The organism is Acinetobacter sp. Z1 (assembly GCF_024296945.1).
Lineage (GTDB): Bacteria > Pseudomonadota > Gammaproteobacteria > Pseudomonadales > Moraxellaceae > Acinetobacter > Acinetobacter beijerinckii.
Genome location: NZ_CP101115.1, coordinates 1,591,752 through 1,614,024, shown reverse-complemented (window position 1 = coordinate 1,614,024; position 22,273 = coordinate 1,591,752). Strand labels below are relative to the sequence as shown.

General features: G+C 36.9%; 21 protein-coding genes. 8 read left to right on the top strand and 13 right to left on the bottom strand.

Annotated features, from left to right (window positions below; all coding sequences use genetic code 11):
* Positions 1-71: 71 nt before the first annotated feature.
* A complete protein-coding gene (locus NGC85_RS07495) occupies positions 72-1,562 on the top strand; it encodes an amidase (protein ID WP_254805402.1) in 1,491 nt (496 codons plus the stop codon).
* 6 nt (positions 1,563-1,568) lie between these two features.
* On the opposite strand, the gene NGC85_RS07490 is transcribed toward NGC85_RS07495, so the two are convergent.
* Together NGC85_RS07490 and NGC85_RS07485 are read right to left on the bottom strand one after the other, a co-directional pair.
* Complete coding sequence (locus tag NGC85_RS07490) at positions 1,569-2,735, bottom strand: MFS transporter (RefSeq protein ID WP_254805401.1); 1,167 nt, start codon at positions 2,733-2,735, stop codon at positions 1,569-1,571.
* Positions 2,736-2,924: 189 nt separating this feature from the next.
* A complete protein-coding gene (locus tag NGC85_RS07485) occupies positions 2,925-4,313 on the bottom strand; it encodes an amino acid permease (RefSeq protein ID WP_254805400.1) in 1,389 nt (462 codons plus the stop codon).
* Between the two features lie 354 nt (positions 4,314-4,667).
* On the opposite strand from NGC85_RS07485, the gene fahA reads away from it, so the two are divergent.
* The 4 genes from fahA (at position 4,668) to NGC85_RS07465 (ending at position 8,211) form a co-directional block, all read left to right on the top strand.
* Positions 4,668-5,975 (top strand): fumarylacetoacetase, encoded by a 1,308-nt coding sequence (fahA, locus tag NGC85_RS07480; protein WP_254805399.1) that lies wholly within the window; start codon positions 4,668-4,670, stop codon positions 5,973-5,975.
* On the top strand, positions 5,962-6,594 hold the full coding sequence (gene maiA / locus NGC85_RS07475) for a maleylacetoacetate isomerase (RefSeq protein WP_254805398.1): 633 nt from the start codon (positions 5,962-5,964) through the stop codon (positions 6,592-6,594). Before fahA ends, maiA begins: the two co-directional genes overlap by 14 nt.
* A gap of 17 nt (positions 6,595-6,611) precedes the next feature.
* Positions 6,612-7,160, top strand: coding sequence for a VOC family protein (locus NGC85_RS07470; RefSeq protein WP_005061957.1), 549 nt, complete (start codon positions 6,612-6,614; stop codon positions 7,158-7,160).
* Between the two features lie 271 nt (positions 7,161-7,431).
* Positions 7,432-8,211, top strand: coding sequence for an IclR family transcriptional regulator (locus tag NGC85_RS07465; protein WP_254805397.1), 780 nt, complete (start codon positions 7,432-7,434; stop codon positions 8,209-8,211).
* A gap of 60 nt (positions 8,212-8,271) precedes the next feature.
* On the opposite strand, the gene hppD is transcribed toward NGC85_RS07465, so the two are convergent.
* Positions 8,272-9,327 carry a 4-hydroxyphenylpyruvate dioxygenase gene (gene hppD / locus NGC85_RS07460; RefSeq protein WP_254805396.1) on the bottom strand — a complete coding sequence of 352 codons (1,056 nt, stop codon included), beginning with the start codon at positions 9,325-9,327 and terminating at the stop codon, positions 8,272-8,274.
* 517 nt (positions 9,328-9,844) lie between these two features.
* Between hppD and NGC85_RS07455 the strand changes: the two genes are divergently transcribed.
* Positions 9,845-11,515 carry an FMN-binding glutamate synthase family protein gene (locus tag NGC85_RS07455; RefSeq protein ID WP_254805395.1) on the top strand — a complete coding sequence of 557 codons (1,671 nt, stop codon included), beginning with the start codon at positions 9,845-9,847 and terminating at the stop codon, positions 11,513-11,515.
* Positions 11,516-11,542: 27 nt separating this feature from the next.
* On the opposite strand, the gene NGC85_RS07450 is transcribed toward NGC85_RS07455, so the two are convergent.
* Genes NGC85_RS07450 through NGC85_RS07435 form a run of 4 tightly spaced genes read right to left on the bottom strand, consistent with a single transcriptional unit; the run spans position 11,543 to position 15,279 of the window.
* Positions 11,543-12,574 (bottom strand): alpha/beta hydrolase, encoded by a 1,032-nt coding sequence (locus tag NGC85_RS07450; RefSeq protein WP_254805394.1) that lies wholly within the window; start codon positions 12,572-12,574, stop codon positions 11,543-11,545.
* Positions 12,574-13,707, bottom strand: a complete 1,134-nt coding sequence (locus NGC85_RS07445) for a YdcF family protein (RefSeq protein ID WP_169110752.1) — start codon at positions 13,705-13,707, stop codon at positions 12,574-12,576. The genes NGC85_RS07450 and NGC85_RS07445 overlap by 1 nt, the downstream gene beginning before the upstream one ends.
* 8 nt (positions 13,708-13,715) lie before the next feature.
* On the bottom strand, positions 13,716-14,750 hold the full coding sequence (gene murB / locus NGC85_RS07440; RefSeq protein ID WP_254805393.1) for a UDP-N-acetylmuramate dehydrogenase: 1,035 nt from the start codon (positions 14,748-14,750) through the stop codon (positions 13,716-13,718).
* A 13-nt stretch (positions 14,751-14,763) separates the two neighbouring features.
* On the bottom strand, positions 14,764-15,279 hold the full coding sequence (locus NGC85_RS07435) for a low molecular weight protein-tyrosine-phosphatase (RefSeq protein ID WP_005054275.1): 516 nt from the start codon (positions 15,277-15,279) through the stop codon (positions 14,764-14,766).
* Between the two features lie 221 nt (positions 15,280-15,500).
* Here NGC85_RS07435 and NGC85_RS07430 point away from each other — a divergent pair, with 221 nt between their 5' ends.
* Both NGC85_RS07430 and NGC85_RS07425 read left to right on the top strand, forming a co-directional pair.
* Positions 15,501-16,661, top strand: coding sequence for an iron-containing alcohol dehydrogenase (locus NGC85_RS07430; protein ID WP_254805392.1), 1,161 nt, complete (start codon positions 15,501-15,503; stop codon positions 16,659-16,661).
* Positions 16,658-17,101, top strand: a complete 444-nt coding sequence (locus NGC85_RS07425; protein ID WP_254805391.1) for a thioesterase family protein — start codon at positions 16,658-16,660, stop codon at positions 17,099-17,101. The genes NGC85_RS07430 and NGC85_RS07425 overlap by 4 nt, the downstream gene beginning before the upstream one ends.
* A gap of 61 nt (positions 17,102-17,162) precedes the next feature.
* On the opposite strand, the gene NGC85_RS07420 is transcribed toward NGC85_RS07425, so the two are convergent.
* The 6 genes from NGC85_RS07420 to NGC85_RS07395 form a co-directional block, all read right to left on the bottom strand.
* Positions 17,163-17,744, bottom strand: a complete 582-nt coding sequence (locus NGC85_RS07420; protein WP_005061978.1) for a TerD family protein — start codon at positions 17,742-17,744, stop codon at positions 17,163-17,165.
* A 38-nt stretch (positions 17,745-17,782) separates the two neighbouring features.
* On the bottom strand, positions 17,783-18,496 hold the full coding sequence (locus tag NGC85_RS07415) for a TIGR00266 family protein (protein ID WP_169110762.1): 714 nt from the start codon (positions 18,494-18,496) through the stop codon (positions 17,783-17,785).
* A gap of 12 nt (positions 18,497-18,508) precedes the next feature.
* Positions 18,509-19,801 (bottom strand): VWA domain-containing protein, encoded by a 1,293-nt coding sequence (locus NGC85_RS07410; RefSeq protein WP_254805390.1) that lies wholly within the window; start codon positions 19,799-19,801, stop codon positions 18,509-18,511.
* A 93-nt stretch (positions 19,802-19,894) separates the two neighbouring features.
* On the bottom strand, positions 19,895-20,470 hold the full coding sequence (locus tag NGC85_RS07405; RefSeq protein ID WP_005054281.1) for a TerD family protein: 576 nt from the start codon (positions 20,468-20,470) through the stop codon (positions 19,895-19,897).
* Positions 20,471-20,554: 84 nt separating this feature from the next.
* Positions 20,555-21,631, bottom strand: a complete 1,077-nt coding sequence (locus tag NGC85_RS07400) for a DUF475 domain-containing protein (protein ID WP_254805389.1) — start codon at positions 21,629-21,631, stop codon at positions 20,555-20,557.
* Positions 21,632-21,674: 43 nt separating this feature from the next.
* Positions 21,675-22,253, bottom strand: a complete 579-nt coding sequence (locus NGC85_RS07395) for a TerD family protein (protein WP_005054284.1) — start codon at positions 22,251-22,253, stop codon at positions 21,675-21,677.
* Positions 22,254-22,273: the final 20 nt, after the last annotated feature.

Below are 22,273 nucleotides of genomic sequence, written 5' to 3'. Positions count from 1 at the left end.
TTCAGGTATTCTATTTTCCAACGCTTCATTATTTTGAATTTACCAATAAAATAGCTTTAGGGATAAAAGCCATGAATTTTGCCGAATACGTACAATATGATGGTCTAGGATTAGCCCAATTAATTAAAAATAAAGAAATTCATCCTTCTGAATTGCTAAAAATCGCATTAGAGCGTAGTGACAAAGTAAACCCAAAACTTAATGCTATTATTATTCCAATGTATGAGCATGCAAAACAACGCTCAGAACAAACACTTTCTGGTGCGTTTGCTGGCGTTCCATTTTTAGTCAAAGATCTATTTCAAGAATACAAAGGTATTCCCACATCATATGGAAGCCATTCGCTAAAAAAGATCAATTATACGCCTGACTTTAATGCAGAAATCGTAAATCGTTGGGAAGAAACTGGGATAATTACGTTTGGTCGAACCAATACGCCTGAGTTTGGTATTAAAGGAATTACTGAACCTGATGCATGGGGTTCATGTCATAATCCTTGGAATTTAAAACACAATAGTGGTGGATCTTCTGGAGGTTCAGCGTCCGCTGTATCAGCAGGCATAGTTCCAATTGCGGGTGCTGGTGATGGTGGTGGCTCTATTCGCATTCCTGCTTCATATTGTGGTTTGTTTGGATTGAAACCAAGTCGAGGTCGTACACCATGGGGCCCGCAGTACAGTGAAGCTATGCATGGAGCAGCCATGCAACATGTACTTTGCAAAACTGTTCGTGATAGTGCTGCGATGCTTGATGCTGTACAGGGACCTGAACAAACTTCGCTTTTTAGAATAGAACCACCTCAACAAAAATATCTTGAAGTCATTCAACAAACACCAAAAAAACTCCGAATTGCATTTAGCACAAAATCGCCAATCGGTACCAAAGTTTCAAAAGATGCAATTCAAGCCGTTCAACAAACAGCGAAATTATTAGAATCTTTGGGGCATATTGTGGTTGAGGATACCCCACTCATAAATGGTTTAGAATTAGCAAAAGACTTTATTACAACGTGGTTTAGCCAATTCACCTATATGCAAGCACAGATTAAACAGATGTCAGGAGCAACTGATGGTGATTTTGAATTGGACTCGATTGCTTTAGCTGCTTTTGGAGCCAAAACTACAGCCAGTGAATATATTCATACACTCAACAATTGGGGACTTTATAGTACTCAAATGAATCTATTCTTTGAAAAATATGACCTTTACTTGACACCTAGCACAGCATCTGTCGCACCGAAAAATGGTGAAGTCGCAACCCCAGCTTGGCAAAAACCAATTTTGAAAGGATTACTCAAACTTGGGAGAGCCCATTATTTGGCACAAGGAAAATTGGTGGAAAAGATGGTACAGGACAATTTAAGTTGGGTACCGTTCACACAGTTGGCAAATGTCACAGGTTTACCTGCTATGTCTGTACCGCTTTACTGGAACAAACAAGGACTGCCTTTAGGTAGCCAGTTTATTGCACCATTTGGTCGTGAAGATCGGTTACTTCAACTGGCTGCACAGCTTGAACAAACCCAATCTTGGTTACATCAATATAAAAATATCCAAATTTGACTCACCCTAAGCTGCCGTTTCAATTCGATTCGGCAGCCATATCACCAAAGACAAACCTAAAAGTACGACTAAACTTGCAATTAAGAAAATCGTTTCACCAGAAAGTATTTGCCAATAATGCCCTGCCAATAAACTTCCAGATGCAACGCCCAAGCCCCACATAGTGCTATACAAAGCTTGTCCACGACCTTGTTGCTCTGCCGAAAAATTCTGAAAAATCACTTTCATTGCGATCAAATGGAATAGCCCAAAACTAAATGCATGTAAGCATTGAGTGAGTAATTGACCAATATAATTGGTCTCTAAAATTGAAACCAAGTACCAACGTAGACTCGTTAATAGCAGACAAACGATGACCAAATTCCGCCATGAAAAGCGTGTAAAAAATACTCTTTGGGCCACAGCAAACATTACAATTTCAGCAATGACTCCCATCGCCCACAAACTACCGATTTGGGTTGTACTAAATCCTATTTCTTTTAAAAAATTGCTATAAAAACTATAAAAAGGCGCTAGTGAAAAAAGTAAGATGAACTCAATGGTAAAAAATGCAGCAACAGTCGGTTTTCTTAAAACAGGGATTAATGATTCTAATTTTTTCTGTGAACTTGGGGCATGTTCAGGTTCTTTAATCGTAAAAGACCATAAAAATGCGAGGAATGAAATCGCTAATAGCAATACAGGAAGCATTGAAATTGGGATAATTTCTAATAGTGCTCCAATCAAACACACACCCAAAATAAAACCCACTGACCCCCATTTACGTACTTTACCATACAGTTCTGCTCGTTTTTCACCCAACCAAAATAACGTCACACCCTCAAATTGAGCTAAAATCGCATTTTGAAAAAAGCTAAAAATTAACATCAGCAAAGCCACTGATTGAAAGCTATTTGGAATGATAAATATTGCAAACCAAATACAGGCTTCCATCCATGTCGCAATTCTTACTAAGAGCATGCGTTTGCCAGATTTATCTGCAATCCAGCCCCAAATCAGCGGTGCAAAAAAACGTGTGATAATGGCAATTGAAGAAAGAATACCAATTTCCTCGTAATTGAAGCCCTGATCTTGTAGATACAGATTCCAATAAGGCATGAATGTTCCAACGATTGAATAATAAAATAGGTAAAAACCACCCAATCGTGTTTGGATACTTAAATGTTTAAACAAGTCTCAAGCCTATTAAAAAAATAAAATTAACAACAAATGATCTGCCTTGTTGTTCGTGTTTAATTTTAACTGATTTAACACTTTAATTTGCTATTTATACTTTGTTTTTGAAATGACTGCTTGTTTTGGTTATAAAAAAAGGGCTGAAAATTCAGCCCCTATTCATCTACTACAATATTTATTTAAAATTTACACATCGGCATTATATGCGACACTTGGCTGTGCGTTTCTCAACCTACGCTGCTTTAAGTAATATGCCAGCATTAAACAAAGAATCCATGCTGGAATCATCATCACGGCGATACGCATATCTGGAGTGAGTGACATCACAACAAGAATACCAAGCATAAAAATGATGCAAAGATAATTACTAAATGGATAAGCGATACTTGGAAATTTAGTGCTCTGCCCTTGTGCCTGCATTGCTTTTCTGAACTTTAAATGAGTCCAAGAAATAACGATCCAGTTAATTACAATGGCTCCAACAACCAACATCATCAGTAAACCAAATGCTTTTTCTGGAAATGCATAATTTAGCAACACACACAGAACGGTCACGAATGCTGACACTAAAACCGCATTTGTAGGAATACCATTTTTATTGATTTTTTCAAGAAATTTAGGTGCATTGCCTTGTTGTGCCAAACCTAATAACATGCGGCTACTACAATAACTTGTCCCGTTATAAACTGAAACAGCAGCAGTCAAAATAACAAAGTTCAACATCGTTGCCACACCATGACTATCGAGTGAAGCAAATACCATAACAAAAGGACTACCGCCATTTGCCATTTGATTCCAAGGGAATAAAGCAAACAAAATAAACAATGTTGCGATATAGAAAATCAAAATACGATAAATAATTTGGTTAACGGCTTTAGGTAAAGTTTTGTCAGGATCACGTGCTTCAGCAGCCGTAATACCAAATAGTTCAATTCCGCCAAATGCGAAAATAATCACAGCCATCGCCATAACGAGACCTTCTACACCAAATGGAAAGAATCCACCTAATGCCCAAAGGTTACTAATACTGGCTTGTGGTCCAGCAGTGCCTGTTGCAAGTAGATATGAACCAAACCCAATCATTGCCAAGATTGCTAAAATTTTGATGATAGAGAACCAAAATTCCATTTCACCAAAAAGCTTTACATGTAATAAGTTGATACCGTTAATCAATAAAAAGAAAGCCAAGGCTGAAGCCCATGTTGGTATTTCTGGCCACCAATACTGAATATAGAGTCCAATTGCACTCAATTCTGCCATACAGACTAAAATATTGAGTACCCAATAATTCCAGCCTGACATGAAGCCCGCAAATGCCCCCCAGTATTTATAGGCAAAGTGACTAAAAGAACCACTGACAGGCTCTTGTACTACCATTTCACCTAACTGCCGCATCATTAGAAACGCAATTAATCCAGCAATTGCATATCCTAAAATAACGGACGGTCCCGCAAGTTTGATTGATTGCGAAATACCAAGAAATAGTCCTGTACCAATCGCACCACCTAGCGCGATAAGCTGGATGTGCCGATTGCTTAAACCGTGTTGCAGGTTTCCTTGCTGTTGTTTTGACATATGATTATTCTCATCCTTGTCGCGTAATTTTTTTGTACTAAATTACGTATATCATAAATTAATCAAGAATATCTAGCGTTGAAAGAAAAATAATTAATTTACTTTTCTCGTAACCGCGCATATAAACAGAAAATTCAACAAATAACAATTATTATGAATAATGTAATTTAATTACGTATTGCATAATTAAATTATTTAAGTATGATAGAAATCATAAAGCATCATTTTTTCACTGCTCACTGTATGGCTCAAAGTCTTAAATAAAAATATATTTAGGACTTTCAATAAATTAAACAGTTGAGAAAAATTATTTAGATCGGTTTTTTAAAAAATTAGAGACAAGGAAAGCAAATCATGGCAAATCAATTAACATCTTTTCTTGAAATTGACCCACAATCAGATTTCACAATACATAATTTACCTTATGGCATTTTTAGCGAAGAGCCTCAAAGCACCAAGAAAGTTGGCATTGCAATTGGTGAATGGGTACTTGATCTTGCCCTGTTAGAGTCTGAAGGTCTTTTGAGTCTTGAAGGAAATGTAAACTATTTCAATCAACCAACACTGAATCAATTTATCGAATCTGGTAAACAGAATTGGCAACATGTTCGCAAAACAATTCAGAGTTTACTTTCAGTAGATAATCCTATTCTTCAAGAAAATAGTGATTTGCGTAATCGTGTTTTATTCGCAAAAAATAACGTAACTTTACACCTACCAATTCAAGTGTCGGGCTATACCGATTTCTATTCATCTAAAGAGCATGCAACCAATGTTGGTACCATGTTTAGAGATCCTAAAAATGCATTATTGCCAAACTGGAGTGAGCTACCTGTTGGCTACAATGGTCGTGCAAGTTCGGTGATTGTAAGTGGAACTGATATTGTTCGCCCATCAGGTCAAATTAAACTTCCAAATGATGAGCGCCCTGTGTTTTCAGCAACACGTAAGCTCGATTTTGAATTAGAAACAGCATTTATTGTTGGAAAGCCAACTCAGCTAGGTCAACCAATTTCGATTAATAATGCGTGGGATCATATTTTCGGAATGGTTTTACTCAACGACTGGTCTGCACGTGATATTCAACAGTGGGAATATGTTCCATTAGGTCCTTTTAATGCAAAAACCTTTGCGAGCGCGATTTCTCCATGGGTAGTGACAATGGATGCACTAGAGCCTTTCAAAGTTAAAGGGCCTGAACAACATCCAAAACCTCTTCATTATTTACAAGAAAATATTGCAAATAGTTATGACATTCATCTGAGTGTCGAAGTGCAAACACCTGATTCAGAACAAACAGATGTCATTTGTGAAACCAATTTCAAATATATGTATTGGTCTATGGCTCAACAACTTACACATCACACTATTGCTGGTTGTAATGTACAAGTTGGCGATCTAATGGGTTCAGGCACAATTTCTGGTTCTGCTGAAAATTCTTACGGTAGCCTACTTGAATTAACATGGAATACGACAAAACCGCTCACACTTTCAAACGGTGAAAAACGTGGCTTTTTAGAAGATGGTGATCGCGTCATCATGAAAGGCTATTGTGAAAAAGATGGTATCCGTATTGGTTTCGGGCAAGTTGAAAATACCATTCTTTCTGCACATACATTTGACTTCAATGAAACTGAGGTTGAACAGTATGAAACTGTATAGTTACTTTCGTAGCTCTGCTGCGTACCGCGTCCGAATCGCATTAAATCTTAAAAAATTGAGCTATGAAACCGAACCTGTTCATTTAGTAAAAAATGAACAGTTGCTCGAAAGTTACAGAGTGATCAATCCAAGTCAACTGGTACCCACGCTTATTGATGGTGCTTATAGATTTTCACAATCCATCAGTATTTTGGAATATTTGGAAGAGCAATATCCAACTCAACCTTTACTACCAAAAGACGTTATAGAACGCGCCAAAGTTCGTGCTTTTGCTCAATCGATTGCCTGTGATATTCATCCAATAAATAACTTAAGAGTTTTGAAATATTTACAAAACGATCTTTCGTTAAATGATGAACAAAAGAAATATTGGTATCAACACTGGATTGTCGAAGGCTTTAAAAGTCTCGAAGCACAATTAGAGCATTCAAATGGGCAGTTTTGCTTTGGAACGCAACCCACTTTTGCAGATTGTTGTTTAATCCCTCAAGTCTATAACGCGAAACGTTTTAAAGTTGATTTGAGTCCTTTTCCCAAAATTGAATCTATCTATCAACACTGTTTAACCATTCCTGCATTTTTACATGCTGTTCCAGAACAACAACCAGATTGGGAATAAGATAAAAGGAGTTTTCTATGAGCTTTGCAATTAAAAAAATTCATCATGTAGCATATCGCTGTAAAGATGCGAAGGAAACCGTAGAATGGTATAAACAAATGCTAAACATGGATTTCATTTTGGCGTTTGCAGAAGATCACGTACCCTCAACTAAAGCATTTGATCCTTATATGCATTTGTTTCTTGATGCTGGTCAAGGAAATGTCTTGGCATTTTTCGAGCTTCCTACTCAACCTGAAATGGGTCGTGATGAAAATACTCCGCAATGGGTACAACATATTGCCTTTGAAGTGGAAGATCAAGCAACTTTGATGATTGCTAAGGAACATCTTGAATCTCAAGGCGTGAAAGTTTTGGGTGTCACCAATCATGGTATCTTCCACTCAATTTACTTCTTTGATCCAAATGGACATCGTTTAGAATTGACCTATAACGATCGTCATGCCGATGCAAAAATTGCGCGTATTACCGAAGAAATGAAACTTGAAATGTTAGATGAATGGAGTCGTACCAAACGCGCACCACACCACACACATTTCTTACATGAGGATGAGCTAGGAGCATAACTCTAAGCTCATTAGTCGATGTCTTATTGAATCGGTATTGAAGTCCCCTGACATCAATACCGATTTTTATTGTTTTAATTTAAACATTCTATTTTTTATGTGATAAAACTAAATAGATGAATAGCGATATGCTTATACAATTCACCTATTTATATCATTCAAAAAGATGATTTCTATTTTACTGATCACTCAGGCATGATGTGATCGAAATGGATCGATCTACTGATAGTAAATGTATACGGCTTGAAAATAGCAAACTAAGGGTTATTGAATGATTGAAGAAAAGTTATCTGGTGGAGTTCAATCTCTTGAGGTGGGTTTAGCTGTACTCAATGCGCTTTTAGAACATAATAAGCCGATTATTCTTAAAGATTTATCGAGCAAGCTAGATATGCACCCAGCTAAAGTGCATCGATATTTGGTAAGTCTCATCAGAATGAACTATGCAAAACAACTTGAAGCTGGTCAATATGCCTTAGGTGATCAAGCTTGGCGTTTAGGTTTAAGCTGTATTCAACATACTGATGTGTTGCAGCTCGTTCAACATTTAATTTATGACCTGCAAAGCAAAATTGGCTGTGGCATTCAAATCAGTAAATGGTCGCCACAAGGTCCATTGGTTGTGCAATCAATAGAATCCAATCATCCTATTTCTATTGTGACTAAAGTCGGTTCAATCATGCCTTTGGTCAACTCAGCAGCAGGTCGTGTTTTTGCGTCTTACCTTCCCGAAACTGTTATTAAGCCGATGATGCAAAACGAGTGGGATAAAGCGTCTCAGAATGGGTATTCAGTTAAGCCTAAAAACTGGAATGATTTTCTAGCGTTAAAAGAAAATACTTTAGAACGAGGTATGGCAATCGCTCAAGGTGATTTACTAGTAGGTATAAATGCGGTTGGCTTACCTATTTTTAATGCACATCGTTCGATGGAGTTCTGTATCGTGGCTTTAGATAGTGAAATGTTTTTACCTGTTCACAAAGGCAGTGAAAAACTGGAATTATTTAAACAGGAGGTTGCTCTGATCAATCAATATATTCAAACTCGATAATGATTAACGATAAAAAAGCCAAGAATTTTATCTTGGCTTTTTGTTTTCCAATAACTTTTATTATTTTGCTTCTAATACACCACGACGGATTTGATCGCGCTCAATAGATTCAAATAATGCTTTGAAGTTACCTTCACCAAAACCATCATCATCTTTCCGTTGAATAAACTCAAAGAAAACTGGTCCAAGCATGTTTTGCGAGAAAATCTGTAATAACAATTTTTTCTCACCTTCTTTGGTATTTCCATCCAGTAAGATACCGCGTTTTTGCAGTTCTTCTGTTGGCTCCCCATGCTCTGGTAAACGCTCTTTTAGCATTTCATAGTATGTTTCAGGCGGAGGTGTCATAAACTCAAGACCTAAGCCCTTTAACTTATCCCAAGTTGAAATTAAATCATCAGTGATAAATGCAATATGCTGAATCCCTTCACCATTAAAATCAGCTAAGAATTCTGCAATTTGTCCATTCCCTTTATCAGAATCTTCATTTAATGGAATACGAATCATACCGTCAGGTGCTGTAAGTGCTTTAGAGGTTAAACCTGTGTATTCACCTTTAATATCGAAATAGCGAATTTCTTGGAAATTAAAAATTTTCTCGTAGAAATTTGCCCAATAATCCATACGGCCTTTATATACATTGTGCGTTAAATGATCAATTTCATTTAAACCTGCTCCTTTTGGATTTTTATCTACATCATCAAAGAAAATAAAATCATTTTCATAAATATTCCGATCTACAAGGAAAATTGGCATACCACCAATTCCTTTAATTGCAGGAATATTTAACTCCATTGGACCCGCTTGGGTGTACATTGGCTCTGCACCAAGTTCAATTGCATTTTTAAATGCTTTTGCTGCATCGCGAGTTCTAAAACCCATCGCACAAGCTGAAGGACCATGTTCTTTGAAGAAGAATGAAGCATAAGATTCAGGCTGATAATTCAAGATAATATTGATGTTACCTTGTCGCCATAAATAAACTTTTTTAGATTTATGTTTTGCAACTTTGGAAAAACCAATCGTCTCAAAAATTTGATCTAATCCATTTTCCGTCGAAACAAATTCAATAAAAGCAAAACCACATAGTTCTAATGGGTTATCTAAAATGTCCATCTAGTTTCCCTTATTTAGATAAATTCATCCGTTTTAATTCTGCGCCCAATGTTTTATGCATAAGCATTTAACTCATGCATAAACCATAACAACACAGCTTAATAGAAAAGGTAAAAGGCGTTTTATACATCTACTAAAAGCGTCCTTGTTACACTTTTTCTTTCCATAACTAAGCCAACAGTTCTTTGAGAAATACCTTTCTCTGTATTAGCTCTCAACCATATACCCATGCTACAAGAAAGAAATAATTTATGCAATACATAATTTAATTATGCATTATGTAATTATTAAATTTTATACCGACTCAAATTTAATTGATATTTCATTAGAATAAGGTCTTAAAATGATAAATTCCATATCAAAATCCGACAAAAGTCAAAATGAGTAATAATGAATAAATAGGACATTTTTTACTTTAAAAAGAGAATAATTATCAAGTCTAACAATTCGTTACTTGTAGATCAGTTTGGTTCTTGGCATGGTTTGGATACTGCTTAATTATAGGAAAAAATTGTCTATGGCTAGCCCAGCACAAGCGATAAGACATAAATTACTTAACACTTTCTTTTCAAGACATTCTGTTTGGTTTCTTTGTATTTTTACCGCATTAACTATTACCTGGTTTAAGTTCACTTATACACCACATTCAATTTATTATTTTATTTCAGATACTTTATTGAATGGATTGTGGCTCGTGACCAGTTTACTCAGTGTGGTTGGTTTACACGACCTCTTACAAAAGAAGCATGCAATTCTAAGAAATTATCCAATTCTGGGACATTTCCGCTTTATTTTCGAGGATGTTCGTCCAGAAATTAGGCAATATTTTATCGAATCAGATCAAGATGCTTTACCGTTCTCTCGCATGCAACGCAGCTTGGTCTATCAACGTGCTAAAAATGAAAATGCGGATAAACCTTTTGGTTCTATTGTAGATGTTTATGAGCCTAACTATCGTTTCATTGTTCACTCTATCGCACCTTGTCCACCTGCTGATCCAAATACATTTCGAGTGCTTATTGGAAATAGTCAATGTAGCCAACCTTATAGCGCATCAATTATGAACATTTCCGCAATGAGCTTTGGTAGTTTGAGTGCTAATGCCATTCGGGCTTTAAATAAAGGTGCTCATTTAGGTAATTTTTATCATGACACTGGTGAAGGAAGTCTTAGCCCTTATCACTTAGAAAATGGCGGTGATATCGTTTGGCAAATTGCGAGTGGTTACTTTGGCTGCCGTACAGCAGAAGGATTATTTGATCCTGAAAAATTCGCTCTACAAGCTAAAAATCCAAAAATTAAAATGATTGAGCTTAAACTGTCTCAAGGGGCAAAACCGGGACATGGCGGAATCTTACCAAAGCACAAAATTACCGAAGAAATCGCCCAAATCCGTGGCGTTTCAAGAGACCATGATTGTATTTCTCCTGCTAAGCATCCAAGTTTTAACACCCCTATTGAAATGATGTATTTTATTCAGAAGCTTAGAGAACTTTCTGGAGGTAAGCCAGTCGGATTTAAACTATGTATTGGTCAACCTTGGCAATTTATGAGTATTGTAAAAGCCATGCTAGAAACTAAAATTGTTCCAGACTTTGTGGTAATTGATGGTTCTGAAGGTGGCACTGGTGCAGCGCCTATTGAGTTTAGCGACTATATTGGCACACCGTTGCGAGAAGGATTACGATTTGTTCACAATACCTTAGTCGGTACAGGTTTACGTAGCCAAGTTAAAATTGGAGCAAGTGGAAAAATCATTAGTGCCTTTGATATTGCAAGTACATTTGCATTAGGCGCGGACTGGGTCAATTCAGCACGTGGGTTTATGTTTGCTGTTGGATGTATTCAAGCACAAAGCTGTCATACCAACCAATGTCCAGTAGGTGTTGCAACGCAAGATAAAGATCGCCAAAAAGCTATTAATGTACCCAATAAAGCGGAACGTGTTTTTAACTTTCACAAGAATACTTTACATGCCTTGTCTGAAATGATTGCGGCGGCAGGTCTTAAGCATCCGTCAGATATCAAAGCACATCATTTAGCTCAACGTATGAATGACCGTGAAATCAAAAACTATGCTCAAATTCACTTCTTCTTAAAAGAAAATGAGTTATTGAGTAATGAATTAAACGATGAAGAAAACTTCTATTACAGAATGTGGAAACTGGCAGACGCTAAAACATTCTAATTGTTATGATTAAATATCAAATCACCACTAGTAATAGTGGTGATTTGGTTTGGCATGTAAGAAAGCTGGAATTAAACCTGTTAATGCTGCGCGAATATCTGCACGCTCATTAATGAGCTGGTGAGAACCCTCTTCTAACATTAACAAGGTCTGTAATCTAAACTTACGACGAATATATTCAATGTTATAGCGCCAATCAACAGTTTGATCGAGCGCACCTTGTGCTAGCCATACTGGGATACGACAAGCTGGTCGTTGCTCCATCTCTAACATCCATTTCGACATCGCCAGTATCCAGTCCATTCCCATCATACGAGGCTGTAGTGGATCTGTTAAGCGAATGAATCTTAGAAACTCTGGATTATGATTATTACGACGAAAATGTCGCGGTACCTGACTTTTAATTCTGCGGATAATGCCAAGCCCAACTGAGTTATGCCACCAAGCAGTTTTTGCCGGGCGAATTAAAGGAGACAAAAGAAGCACTCGATCAACAATTGGATCTTCTCTTCGTTCGGCAAACTCTAGCAAATGATGCATCCAAATCGCACCGCCCGTACTTTGCCCTATACCTAACCAAGGTTTTGGTAATTGTTTTGCGTCATGAACTGCATCATAAACTGCATGCAACACTTGTTGATAATGATCAAAATTTTGGATACTTGCTGAAGAGCCATTACTTAATCCATGCCCAGGAAGATCATAAGTAATGACGCTAAAGCCTTGATCTAGAATTTCTTTAATAATGGGCTGATAAATACCACTATGCTCTAAATAGCCATGTAATAAACAAACAGTTCCTTGAATTTTTTCTTGTTTTGGCTGAAAAACTTGTACATGTAAACGGAATAAAGCCATTTCCACATATCCTTGCCAATGCTCGCACTCTAACAAATGCAAACCATACAGTTTTCGATATGCCTGAAGTGGTTTCGATGGTTCAGTTATTAATTTAGATAAATCAAGTGGTTCTAAAACTTGTGGTGTCGTTTCTCGATTAGGAATAGGTAAATCTAATTGTTTTAAAATTGTCGGATTTAAAAATGGAATATTGGACATTATGGTATCTCTCGACAATCACTTGAGCCAAACAACATATCACGAATAGTAGCAAGCATTTCATAGTTTGCACGACGACTATGATCATAATTTTGTTCACTTGGTCGCCAAGTCGTTAAAGTCGTTGGCATAGGTGCAACAACGGGTACTGTTTCTATCCCATTCAATGCAAATAAACGACGGGTACGCGGCATATGATACTCATCTGTAATCAAGATAACCGTAGGCGCGCCACCTTTCTTTTGCAGTAACAAAGAACTAAATCGGGAATTCTCACAGGTATTCATGCTTCTATTTTCAAGCAATTTTGCTTCAATCCCTCGTTCTTTTAACCAAGCTTGCATATATGGAGCTTCTACACCACTTAATACAATCGGTAAATCATATTTTTTCTCAACCTGAAGGGTTTTCTCAAGACGCAATCGGGTGTAGTTATTTACCACAATATCTTTGCCATTTTCCCCTAACTTCAATCCGCCACCAAGAACTACAATAGCATTTGGCTGAGAAAAATTTTGTAGCTCGCTGAGCTGATCTTTATTTTTTTTGAGTTCCGCTAAATCTTTATTGGTCTCGTCTTTTTCGTCTTGGTTTATAGATAAATCGATAGGATATGTTTCCAAAAAAACCACATACTTATCTATTAATGCCTGATTATCAGCAGTATTCCATTTGAGAAACTCAATCGGTTCACTTACAGCGCTAGCCGAACTTTCTTGCTCTTGTTCAGAATTTTCAACCCTCAAAGGAATGCTTGGCTGTTTTTCTTGATCTTCGTTTTCTTGGTCTTGCTCTTGAACGATCAACTCTTGCAGTAATTTATATCGTGCTTGGATCAAATTTAAATCTTCAGGCTTTTCAGACTGAAAGGTTTTTTCCATTAATTTCAGATAGGCTTGCCGAGCAATCCATAAATTTGAACCAGGTTCTAAAGTTTCATGCTCACTTAATGCAGCAGGTTTTTGACTTTGTGCCGCGACCTCATTGACATCGACAGGAACAAAGTGGTTTAAACTTTTTACAATCATTTGCGAATAAAAAGGTGAATATAAAAAAAGTACAAAACAGCCTAACAGCACGAATAATATCGTTATTACCCGTACTAAACTGACCATCCAATGCACTTTAGCCATAAGTCTCCTCAATCACCATGAGCTTGAATTAAACCCTGTTCACTGTATAGCACAGGTTCAGGTTCCAACTGAATACTAAACTTTTGTTTTACATCAAATTGTACTGCTTGATATGTCTTTTTGACATCTGCCAAAGTTGCATCGGCATAATTGACTAACACTAAAGCTTGTTTGTGGAACATTCCAACCGTGCCGAGTTGCTTGCCTTTCCAACCCGCTTGATCAATCAACCAACCTGCTGCCACTTTAACATCGCTATTTGCTTGAGGATAATGAGGAGTGTTAGGAAATTGTTGAGAAATTTTGTCAAATGCAGCTTGGGTTAAAATTGGATTTTTGAAAAAGCTACCAACGTTTGGAAAATCTTTTGGATTTGGCAGTTTACTTTGACGAATTTGAATGACTTGGTTTTGCAAATTTTCAGCGGTGAGTTCATCGGCCATAGCCTGTTGAAGATCACCATAACTCAACTTTAATTCAGCTTTTTTAAGCAATTTGAATGTAACACTTAAGATAATGTAACGGTTTGGTTGTTCTTTAAAGCGACTGTGTCTGTATGCAAAATTACAATCTTGACTCAGGATAGAACTAAATTGTTGAAGTTCACGATCATAAACTTGGACTGATTCGATGAACTCGCCTACTTCAACACCATAAGCACCAATATTTTGTACTGGTGAAGCACCCACTAAACCAGGGATAAGAGCAAGATTCTGTAAACCATACCAATGTTGTTGCGTGCTATACAAGACAAAATCATGCCAAACTTGACCAGCGCCTACTTTAACGGTAACCGTGCTTTCATCTTCATCGATTCGATCAATACCTTGAATATTTAAATGAATAACTAAGGCATGTATATGTTCGGGTAATAATAAATTACTACCACCCGATAGAATCAGAACATTCAGATCATTTTTTTTAGCAAAAGCTAAAGCATCAATTGCATCACTCGGTTGATTGATTTTGACATAGTGTGAAGCGATGGCGCTAAGATTCAACGTATTTAAATTTTTAAGTTGAACCTGCGTTTGTACGTGCATATTAAATTTAATCCTACAAATCTGCTTTTATTTGCTTTGTTAAAATCTCAACCCATGCTTCGCTACTCGATTCGCATTGATCAAGTACACGATCAAAACCATCAGCTCCGCCATAATATGGATCTGGAACGGCTTGTTGCTTAAATCGAGAATCATGCTCACTCATCAGGGCTAATTTTGCACGAATTTGACCCGCTCCAAATTGCTGTGCTGCTTTGGATAAAAGCGCTTGAATATCATCAAAATTTTCATGATCCATCGCTAAAATCAAATCAAACTGAACAAAATCATCTAAGGTGATTTGTCTTGCTCTTAATTCTGATAAATCATAACCACGTTTACTTGCATGTTTTTGGCTGCGTGGATCTGGGGCTTTATTTGGATGATAGTTACTTGTGCCAGCTGAATCTACGAACACATTTAAATTATGCGCATCACAATAATGTCTCAGAATTGCCTCAGCAGTTGGCGAACGGCAAATATTTCCTAAACATACACACAAGACCTTATACGGCGTCTTGGATGGCATAAACACCTCAAAACTACTTTTTTAGAACGCCTTATGTTAATTTATTTAAGCCATCAAGCCTATAGCAGCATGATATAAAAATGTTGTATTTATAAGGTTTTGTTTACATTTATCTGCAAATTATACAAAGAATATTTTTAGATAATACAAGGAATGAGTTTGAGAAATTTAGTAATCTATCTGAGTAATACGCCCACAAAACAAAGTATAAGGAAGTATGTATGAACTCGTTCCAATTTCAAACCGTTCCCAACATTATTGCTGGGTTAGGTTCTATACAAGAACTTAAAAACGTTTTATCAGAAAAAAACTACTGTAAAGCGCTACTGGTGACTGATGCAGGGATGATTCAGCATCAATTACATCAACCTATCTTAGATATTTTTCAACAAATTGGACTTGAATCTATTATTTATTCAGATATACAAGCCGACCCTCCTGAACATATTGTTTTAGAAGCGGTCGATTTCGCTAAACAAGAAAAGATTGATGTGATTATCGGTTTTGGTGGTGGTAGTTCGATGGATGTTGCAAAAATTATTGCTTTGCTCGCACATCCAGAACAACAACAAAATTTGAGTGAAATATATGGTGTAAACCAAGCAAAAGCTCCTCGTTTAGCTTTAATTCTTATTCCCACCACTTCAGGTACAGGGTCAGAAGTGACACCCATTTCGATTGTAACCACTGGTGCTACCACTAAAATGGGAGTTGTTTCTCCAATTTTATATGCTGATGTCGCCATTTTAGATGCAACATTTACTCAAGGATTACCAGCACATATCACTGCTGCAACAGGCATTGATGCAATGGTACATGCAATCGAAGCCTATACTTCAAATTTAAAAAAGAACTTTTATGCAGATATGCTGGCTAAAAATGCTCTGAAATTATTGAACAATAATTTATCCAAAGTTTTGAAAGATGGTTCTGATCTTGAAGCCCGGCAAAATATGTTGGTCGGTTCAATGCTTGCAGGACAAGCCTTTGCTAATGCTCCAGTTGGTGCTGTGCATGCCTTAGCTTATCCATTAGGTGGTCACTTCCATCTGTCTCATGGACATACCAACGCTTTGGTTCTTGTGGAAGTCTTGAAGTTTAACGCCCCTCAGGCAAAACGTTATTATGCGGAATTGATGCAATTATTAGATCCTAGAAGTACAGGCTGTACAGATGGTCTCTGTGATTTATTTATAGATCATATGCAAAATCATTTGGATCAAAGTGGTTTAACTTTGAAACTCAAGGATTTAGATATTGCTGAGTCTAAACTTCCTCAATTAGCTCGTGATGCAATGTTGCAAACTCGCTTGTTGCAAAATAATCCAAGGGAAATAACTGAAAAAGATGCTTTACAGATTTATCAGGCGATTTATTCATGAGCAAACCAACCTTAAAAACCCGTGACCAATTTAAATTCTTTTTACCAATTCAAACACGTTGGGCTGACAATGATATTTATGGTCATGTAAACAACGTGACTTATTATAGTTATTTCGATACAGCGGCGAATTCATTACTGATCCAAAAGACAAATTTTGATATTCACCAAAGTGAAATTATTGGTTTAGTCGTCGATTCCGCTTGTAGCTTTCTGCAAGAACTTTCATTTCCTGAAATCATTGAGGTTGGAGTCGCGATTGGTAAAATCGGTAATTCTTCACTGAGATATGAGTTGGCTATTTTTAAGCAAGGGCAAGCAACTGCCGCTGCACAAGGACATTTTGTTCATGTTTTTGTAGATCGTGAAAATCGAAAAAGTACTACAATTCCTAATGAGATGAGGAAAATTTTAGAACAATATCAATTTCAATGTTATTAAAAAAATGCCTACAATATTTTAACAATTGTAGGCATTAACATGAGTCTTATTATTTAAATATTTAAATATGAGGTAAAACATAAGGTACGATATCTTGGAAAGTACGTCCGTGAACATTTTCACCAATCGCATGCATTTTCCAAGCATCATTATGACGATAGATCTTTGCAATAATTAGACCTGTATGCCCACCTTGCGAAGACAATTTATAACTCGCAATTTGTTGATTAGTTGATTGATCAACCAAACGACAGAAAGCATTTTCAACTTTTTCGAAAGTTTGACCGCGAAAGCTGCTAACTGTAAAAACTAACGATTTCACTTGGCTTGGCACTTGATTTAGGTTTACGCGAATCACTTCATCATCCCCATCACCAGCTCCTGTGAGATTATCGCCGGAATGGTTAATACTGCCATCCTTACTACGCAATTGTCCAAAATAAACAACATCTAAAACTTGTTTATTCTCATCAAACATTATAACTGAGGCATCAAGATCAATATCTGCACTACCGCCACCGAAACCTAAAAAGCCTTTGCTTTTAGCAACATCCCAACCTACACCAAGGAAAATTTGCTGTAAGCTAGTACCATCAGCTTTTTGCAAATTGATTTTTTGCCCTTTTTCTAAATTAATAGCCATTTTGTTTATACTCCATAACACATGATAAAAGTGATTAATTAATTTGTATTATTACGACCCAACTTTGACATTAGCCATTGAAGGAAATTATTTCGATTGCGAGAGCAAATAATGACTTTTCCTTTACCAGAGAAACGTAATACCATCCCTTCTCCGCTGGTGACACTATTAACAAGATTGCCTAAGAATCCACTATTTTGAGATGTCGAAAGAGATAAATTATAATTTAGACGTGAATCCCAACATACAACATGACCATTATCAATAATCACATCTTTATTCGGTTCAACTTCCAACTCAAATAGAGTTCCACAACCTGAAACAACAACTTGACCCTGTCCACTGGTTTCCATGACGAGAAAACCACCTGTATTTCCAAAAAAAGCCCCACCTAAGCTACTATTCAATCTCGCCTTAACTTCAACTGAATCATGTGCCGCAACAAATGCCCCATCACTCAGCAAATACTGTGTTGCACCAACATCTAAGATTTGCATATCACCATCAAGCGTAGCTGAAAGTAGGCAATCACCATCTCCACGTACAGCCTCAATATGCTGTTGAAATAAGGACTCTTCATTAGCAAAACGACGTAATAAAGATTGCATCAAGCCCCCTTGTAGACGACCTTTAAGCTCTAAAGAATCTTCAAGCATAACCATTGCATTACTTTCGCAAAAAATTTTATCGCCACGTCGCATTGAAACATGTAAAAAAGGTTCAGGTGAACCAACTAAAGTAAATTGAGCCATATAATTTGCTCCTTAATTTTCAATAATTTGTTGCTGCTTTGCAGCGTTTAACCAGTCAGGAAATTCATCTAAAAGCAATTCATATAAACGATCATCTGAAACACTATCAATTCGATCTAAACTAAAAAAATTACAGTTATCAACTATTCGACCTTTTAAATCATCTAATTTTTCTAAAGCCCCATAATCTCGCCCACCAATCCCCACAAACTGCCAAAAGATAGGTAACTTTGCAGCTTGGGTTAATGTTTTTTGCATCTCTCTTCGACTACCTACGCCACCATCCGAAATAAAGAGCACAAAGGTAGGTATTTTATCTTTGAATTTTTGATAATAATCTATCACCGCTTCAATCGCAGGAATCTCTTGATTAAAACGAGCTCCAACTTGCCAATTTTTCCAACCTCGTTGGGTCGTGTTGATAAAATCGTTCACGTTACTTATTGTGACTTCATCTAGCTGTGTTGTTTTTGCAGCGAAAGCCCAAGATTCGAAACTGCCGTCGTCATCAAAGTGAATCGCTAAAGGCATTAAGCGATTAACCACTTTCTGAACATCACCTCGGCGATACTGTCCATCCATTGAACCAGATGCGTCTAAAACCAAAGCAACACGAGCTGTTATGCCAAGTAAATTTTTCTTTTCTAACTGAACCATTGATTTTTTGGTCAGGTCAATAATCGAAGCATTGCCTGTTTTTTCTGCTTTTTCTAAAGACAATTTTTTCTTTAAATTAATGTTTGACTGTGGTGTTGATGATATTTGTGGAGCAGCTTCTTCGGCTACCTCACCACCAAAATATTGAATCAATGCGTCTAAACCCGCACTAAAACCCTGTCCATTTGCAGCTAATCGCCAAATATTATCTTTGCGATAAATTTCGATCAGCATTGCTGCACGTTCCTGATCGAACGTATGACCATCAAGCCTAAACTCAGCCACGACCTGCTGCTGTAAATTCAGGATTTGAACTGTGATCTGTTGTGTTTGCGACATTATTGCCTGACCATCAATCGCTGCGGTCATAACCAAATGTTGAATGACTTGCGGTAATTTTTCCAAATCAATCATAAAATGACTAGACTGGACTTGATTGTCTGTCAGTTGCACCGCTTGGCATGGTGTTTTAGGTTGATTATAGAACGTCATATAACGCTCATCGCTTAATTTATATTGTGGATCTAAGCCAAAACTAGCGATATCTAAAGTGAAATTGGCTTGATATTGAATGTGAATATAAAAAGAATTTTGTCCTTGTAAAAGATCATCTAATTTAATTTTTTGCCCACGAATTAAGCTCAGCATATTCTAAAATTGCCTATTTTTTCATTTATATTTATATAAATTTTAAGATGATGATACTTGAGTACCATCATCTATCACTAAATCATTTAATGATTATACAGCCACACCAAAAGATGCTGCTAAAGGACCTAAACCACCAGCAAAACCTTGACCAATAGCACGGAATTTCCATTCGCTACCATGTTTATATAATTCACCAAAGATCATCGCTGTTTCTGTACTGCTGTCTTCTGATAAATCATAACGAGCAATTTCACTACCGCCTGCATCATTTAATACGCGGATATAAGCATCGCCAACTTGACCAAAGTTTTGATTACGACCTTGACCATCATAAATCGTTACAGCAAAAATAATTTTTGCTACATCAGCAGGTACTTTAGTTAAATCAACACTTAGTGTCTCATCATCGCCAGCGCCTTCACCAGTACGGTTGTCACCATTATGTACAACTGAACCATCTGATGATTTTAAGTTGTTAAAGAAAATAAAATCATTGTCAGCACGTACTTTACCGCTTTCAGTGACAAGAAATGCAATCGCATCCAAATCAAATGCTTGGCCATCAGTTACACGTGGATTCCAACCCAAACCAACTGTTGTTTTGGTGATTCCAGGTGCTTCTTTAGTTAAGCTAACATTTCCACCTTTGGTTAGACTAATTGCCATGAAATATACTCCCTATTCTACTATTGAATTAAATGATTACTTGCTATTTGATATAACAGATTTTATCTACTATATCTATATATTTTATGAAGATTTTGATTGTCGCTTTTCATAAGCAATCGATGAAAAAACTGCCCAAATGATAAATGCAACACCAATTAATCCTGTCACAACTTCAGGAACGTGACCGCCTGTACCTGTATACAGCATGATTGCAGCAAGCATACCAATAGCATACATTGCACCATGTTCTAAATATATGAATGCTTCTAAGGTACCCTTTTCCACTAAGTAAATGGTCATTGAACGGACAAACATAGCTCCAATTGCCAAACCAAGCATAATGATGACAACATCGGTAGTAATCGCAAATGCGCCAATTACACCATCAAAGCTGAAAGAAGCATCAAGTACTTCTAAATATAAAAAACCACCAATACCAGCTTTTACAATCGTACTTGAAGCGCCTGTTGCTTTCGATTCATTGTCTACAGTTTCTTCTGCTTGACTGCTTTCAAGTATATGCCCCAACGCCTGAACACCTACATAGACAACAATGCCCCAGATTCCAGCTAAAGTCACCACGAGTTTCGTTTCTACACTAACTAAACTCACCATAATCAGCAGTGCAATCATGGCAACAAATACAGACATTGCAGGAACATTAGCGAGATTCGCTAGTCTAGATTCTAACCAATGGAACCAATGGGTGTCTTTACCATCATCGAACAAGAAATTTAAAAATACGAGTAATAAAAACATCCCACCAAATGCAGCAATTTCAGCATGATGAGCTAGAAGTTTTTCTGAATACAGAACTGGATCATTCAAAGCCATTTTTACAACTTCGACCATTCCCATATCAGCAGTGATTGCAACAATCACAATTGGGAAAATTAAACGCATCCCAAAAACAGCGATAAGAATACCAACAGTTAAAAATATCTTTTTCCAGAACTCGTCCCAATGGCGTAAAATCGATGCATTTACCACGGCATTATCAAAAGATAGAGAAACCTCCATCACTGCTAAGATTGCAGTAATCAACAACACCCGAAGCATAGATTGAATCCCTGCTTGCGGTCCATGGCTAAAACCCCACCAAGCAGATAACGCCAAGCAGATTACAGTGAAAATAATTGAGAAACGAAAATGTTTCATTGTGCCTCTTTAGATAAGAATCTTATCATCATGATTTTTAAAATTAACCGACTTGGATTCCATATTGCTGGCACATTGCAGCAAGTCCACCAGAATAACCTTGTCCAACCGCTTTAAATTTCCATTCACCGTTATGACGATAAACTTCACCGAAAACCATTGCTGTTTCTGTTGAATAATCTTCTGCAAGATCAAATCGAACAACTTCCACATTTGTATCTTTATTTACGACACGAATAAATGCATTGGCAATTTGACCGAAGTTTTGTCCACGTGTTTGAGCATCATGAATAGTGACTGTAATCGCAACTTTTTCAATCTCAGGAGACACTTTAGATAAATCAACCAATAAGGTTTCATCATCACCATCACCTTGCCCAGAACGGTTATCACCTGTATGTTCAACTGAATGATCTTGTGATTTGAGTTGATTATAAAAAATAAAATCATGATCACCGCGAACTTTACCAGTTGCAGTTAATAAAAATGCACTCGCATCCAAGTCAAATGCGGCACCGTCAGTGGCACGCTCATCCCAGCCTAATCCAATTAAAATACGAACTAAGTTTGGATCTGTCTTACTTAAGGAAAGATTTCCACCTTTATTTAAACTAATTGCCATTTTGTCTATTCTCCTCGATT

Coding starts and splice junctions, on each gene's coding strand:
- NGC85_RS07495 (WP_254805402.1), top strand. CDS start 72: ATGAATTTTGCCGAATACGTACAATATGATGGTCTAGGATTAGCCCAA.
- NGC85_RS07485 (WP_254805400.1), bottom strand. CDS start 4,313: ATGTCAAAACAACAGCAAGGAAACCTGCAACACGGTTTAAGCAATCGG.
- fahA (WP_254805399.1), top strand. CDS start 4,668: ATGGCAAATCAATTAACATCTTTTCTTGAAATTGACCCACAATCAGAT.
- maiA (WP_254805398.1), top strand. CDS start 5,962: ATGAAACTGTATAGTTACTTTCGTAGCTCTGCTGCGTACCGCGTCCGA.
- NGC85_RS07470 (WP_005061957.1), top strand. CDS start 6,612: ATGAGCTTTGCAATTAAAAAAATTCATCATGTAGCATATCGCTGTAAA.
- NGC85_RS07465 (WP_254805397.1), top strand. CDS start 7,432: ATGATTGAAGAAAAGTTATCTGGTGGAGTTCAATCTCTTGAGGTGGGT.
- hppD (WP_254805396.1), bottom strand. CDS start 9,327: ATGGACATTTTAGATAACCCATTAGAACTATGTGGTTTTGCTTTTATT.
- NGC85_RS07455 (WP_254805395.1), top strand. CDS start 9,845: ATGGCTAGCCCAGCACAAGCGATAAGACATAAATTACTTAACACTTTC.
- NGC85_RS07450 (WP_254805394.1), bottom strand. CDS start 12,574: ATGTCCAATATTCCATTTTTAAATCCGACAATTTTAAAACAATTAGAT.
- NGC85_RS07445 (WP_169110752.1), bottom strand. CDS start 13,707: ATGGCTAAAGTGCATTGGATGGTCAGTTTAGTACGGGTAATAACGATA.
- murB (WP_254805393.1), bottom strand. CDS start 14,750: ATGCACGTACAAACGCAGGTTCAACTTAAAAATTTAAATACGTTGAAT.
- NGC85_RS07435 (WP_005054275.1), bottom strand. CDS start 15,279: ATGCCATCCAAGACGCCGTATAAGGTCTTGTGTGTATGTTTAGGAAAT.
- NGC85_RS07430 (WP_254805392.1), top strand. CDS start 15,501: ATGAACTCGTTCCAATTTCAAACCGTTCCCAACATTATTGCTGGGTTA.
- NGC85_RS07425 (WP_254805391.1), top strand. CDS start 16,658: ATGAGCAAACCAACCTTAAAAACCCGTGACCAATTTAAATTCTTTTTA.
- NGC85_RS07420 (WP_005061978.1), bottom strand. CDS start 17,744: ATGGCTATTAATTTAGAAAAAGGGCAAAAAATCAATTTGCAAAAAGCT.
- NGC85_RS07415 (WP_169110762.1), bottom strand. CDS start 18,496: ATGGCTCAATTTACTTTAGTTGGTTCACCTGAACCTTTTTTACATGTT.
- NGC85_RS07410 (WP_254805390.1), bottom strand. CDS start 19,801: ATGCTGAGCTTAATTCGTGGGCAAAAAATTAAATTAGATGATCTTTTA.
- NGC85_RS07405 (WP_005054281.1), bottom strand. CDS start 20,470: ATGGCAATTAGTCTAACCAAAGGTGGAAATGTTAGCTTAACTAAAGAA.
- NGC85_RS07400 (WP_254805389.1), bottom strand. CDS start 21,631: ATGAAACATTTTCGTTTCTCAATTATTTTCACTGTAATCTGCTTGGCG.
- NGC85_RS07395 (WP_005054284.1), bottom strand. CDS start 22,253: ATGGCAATTAGTTTAAATAAAGGTGGAAATCTTTCCTTAAGTAAGACA.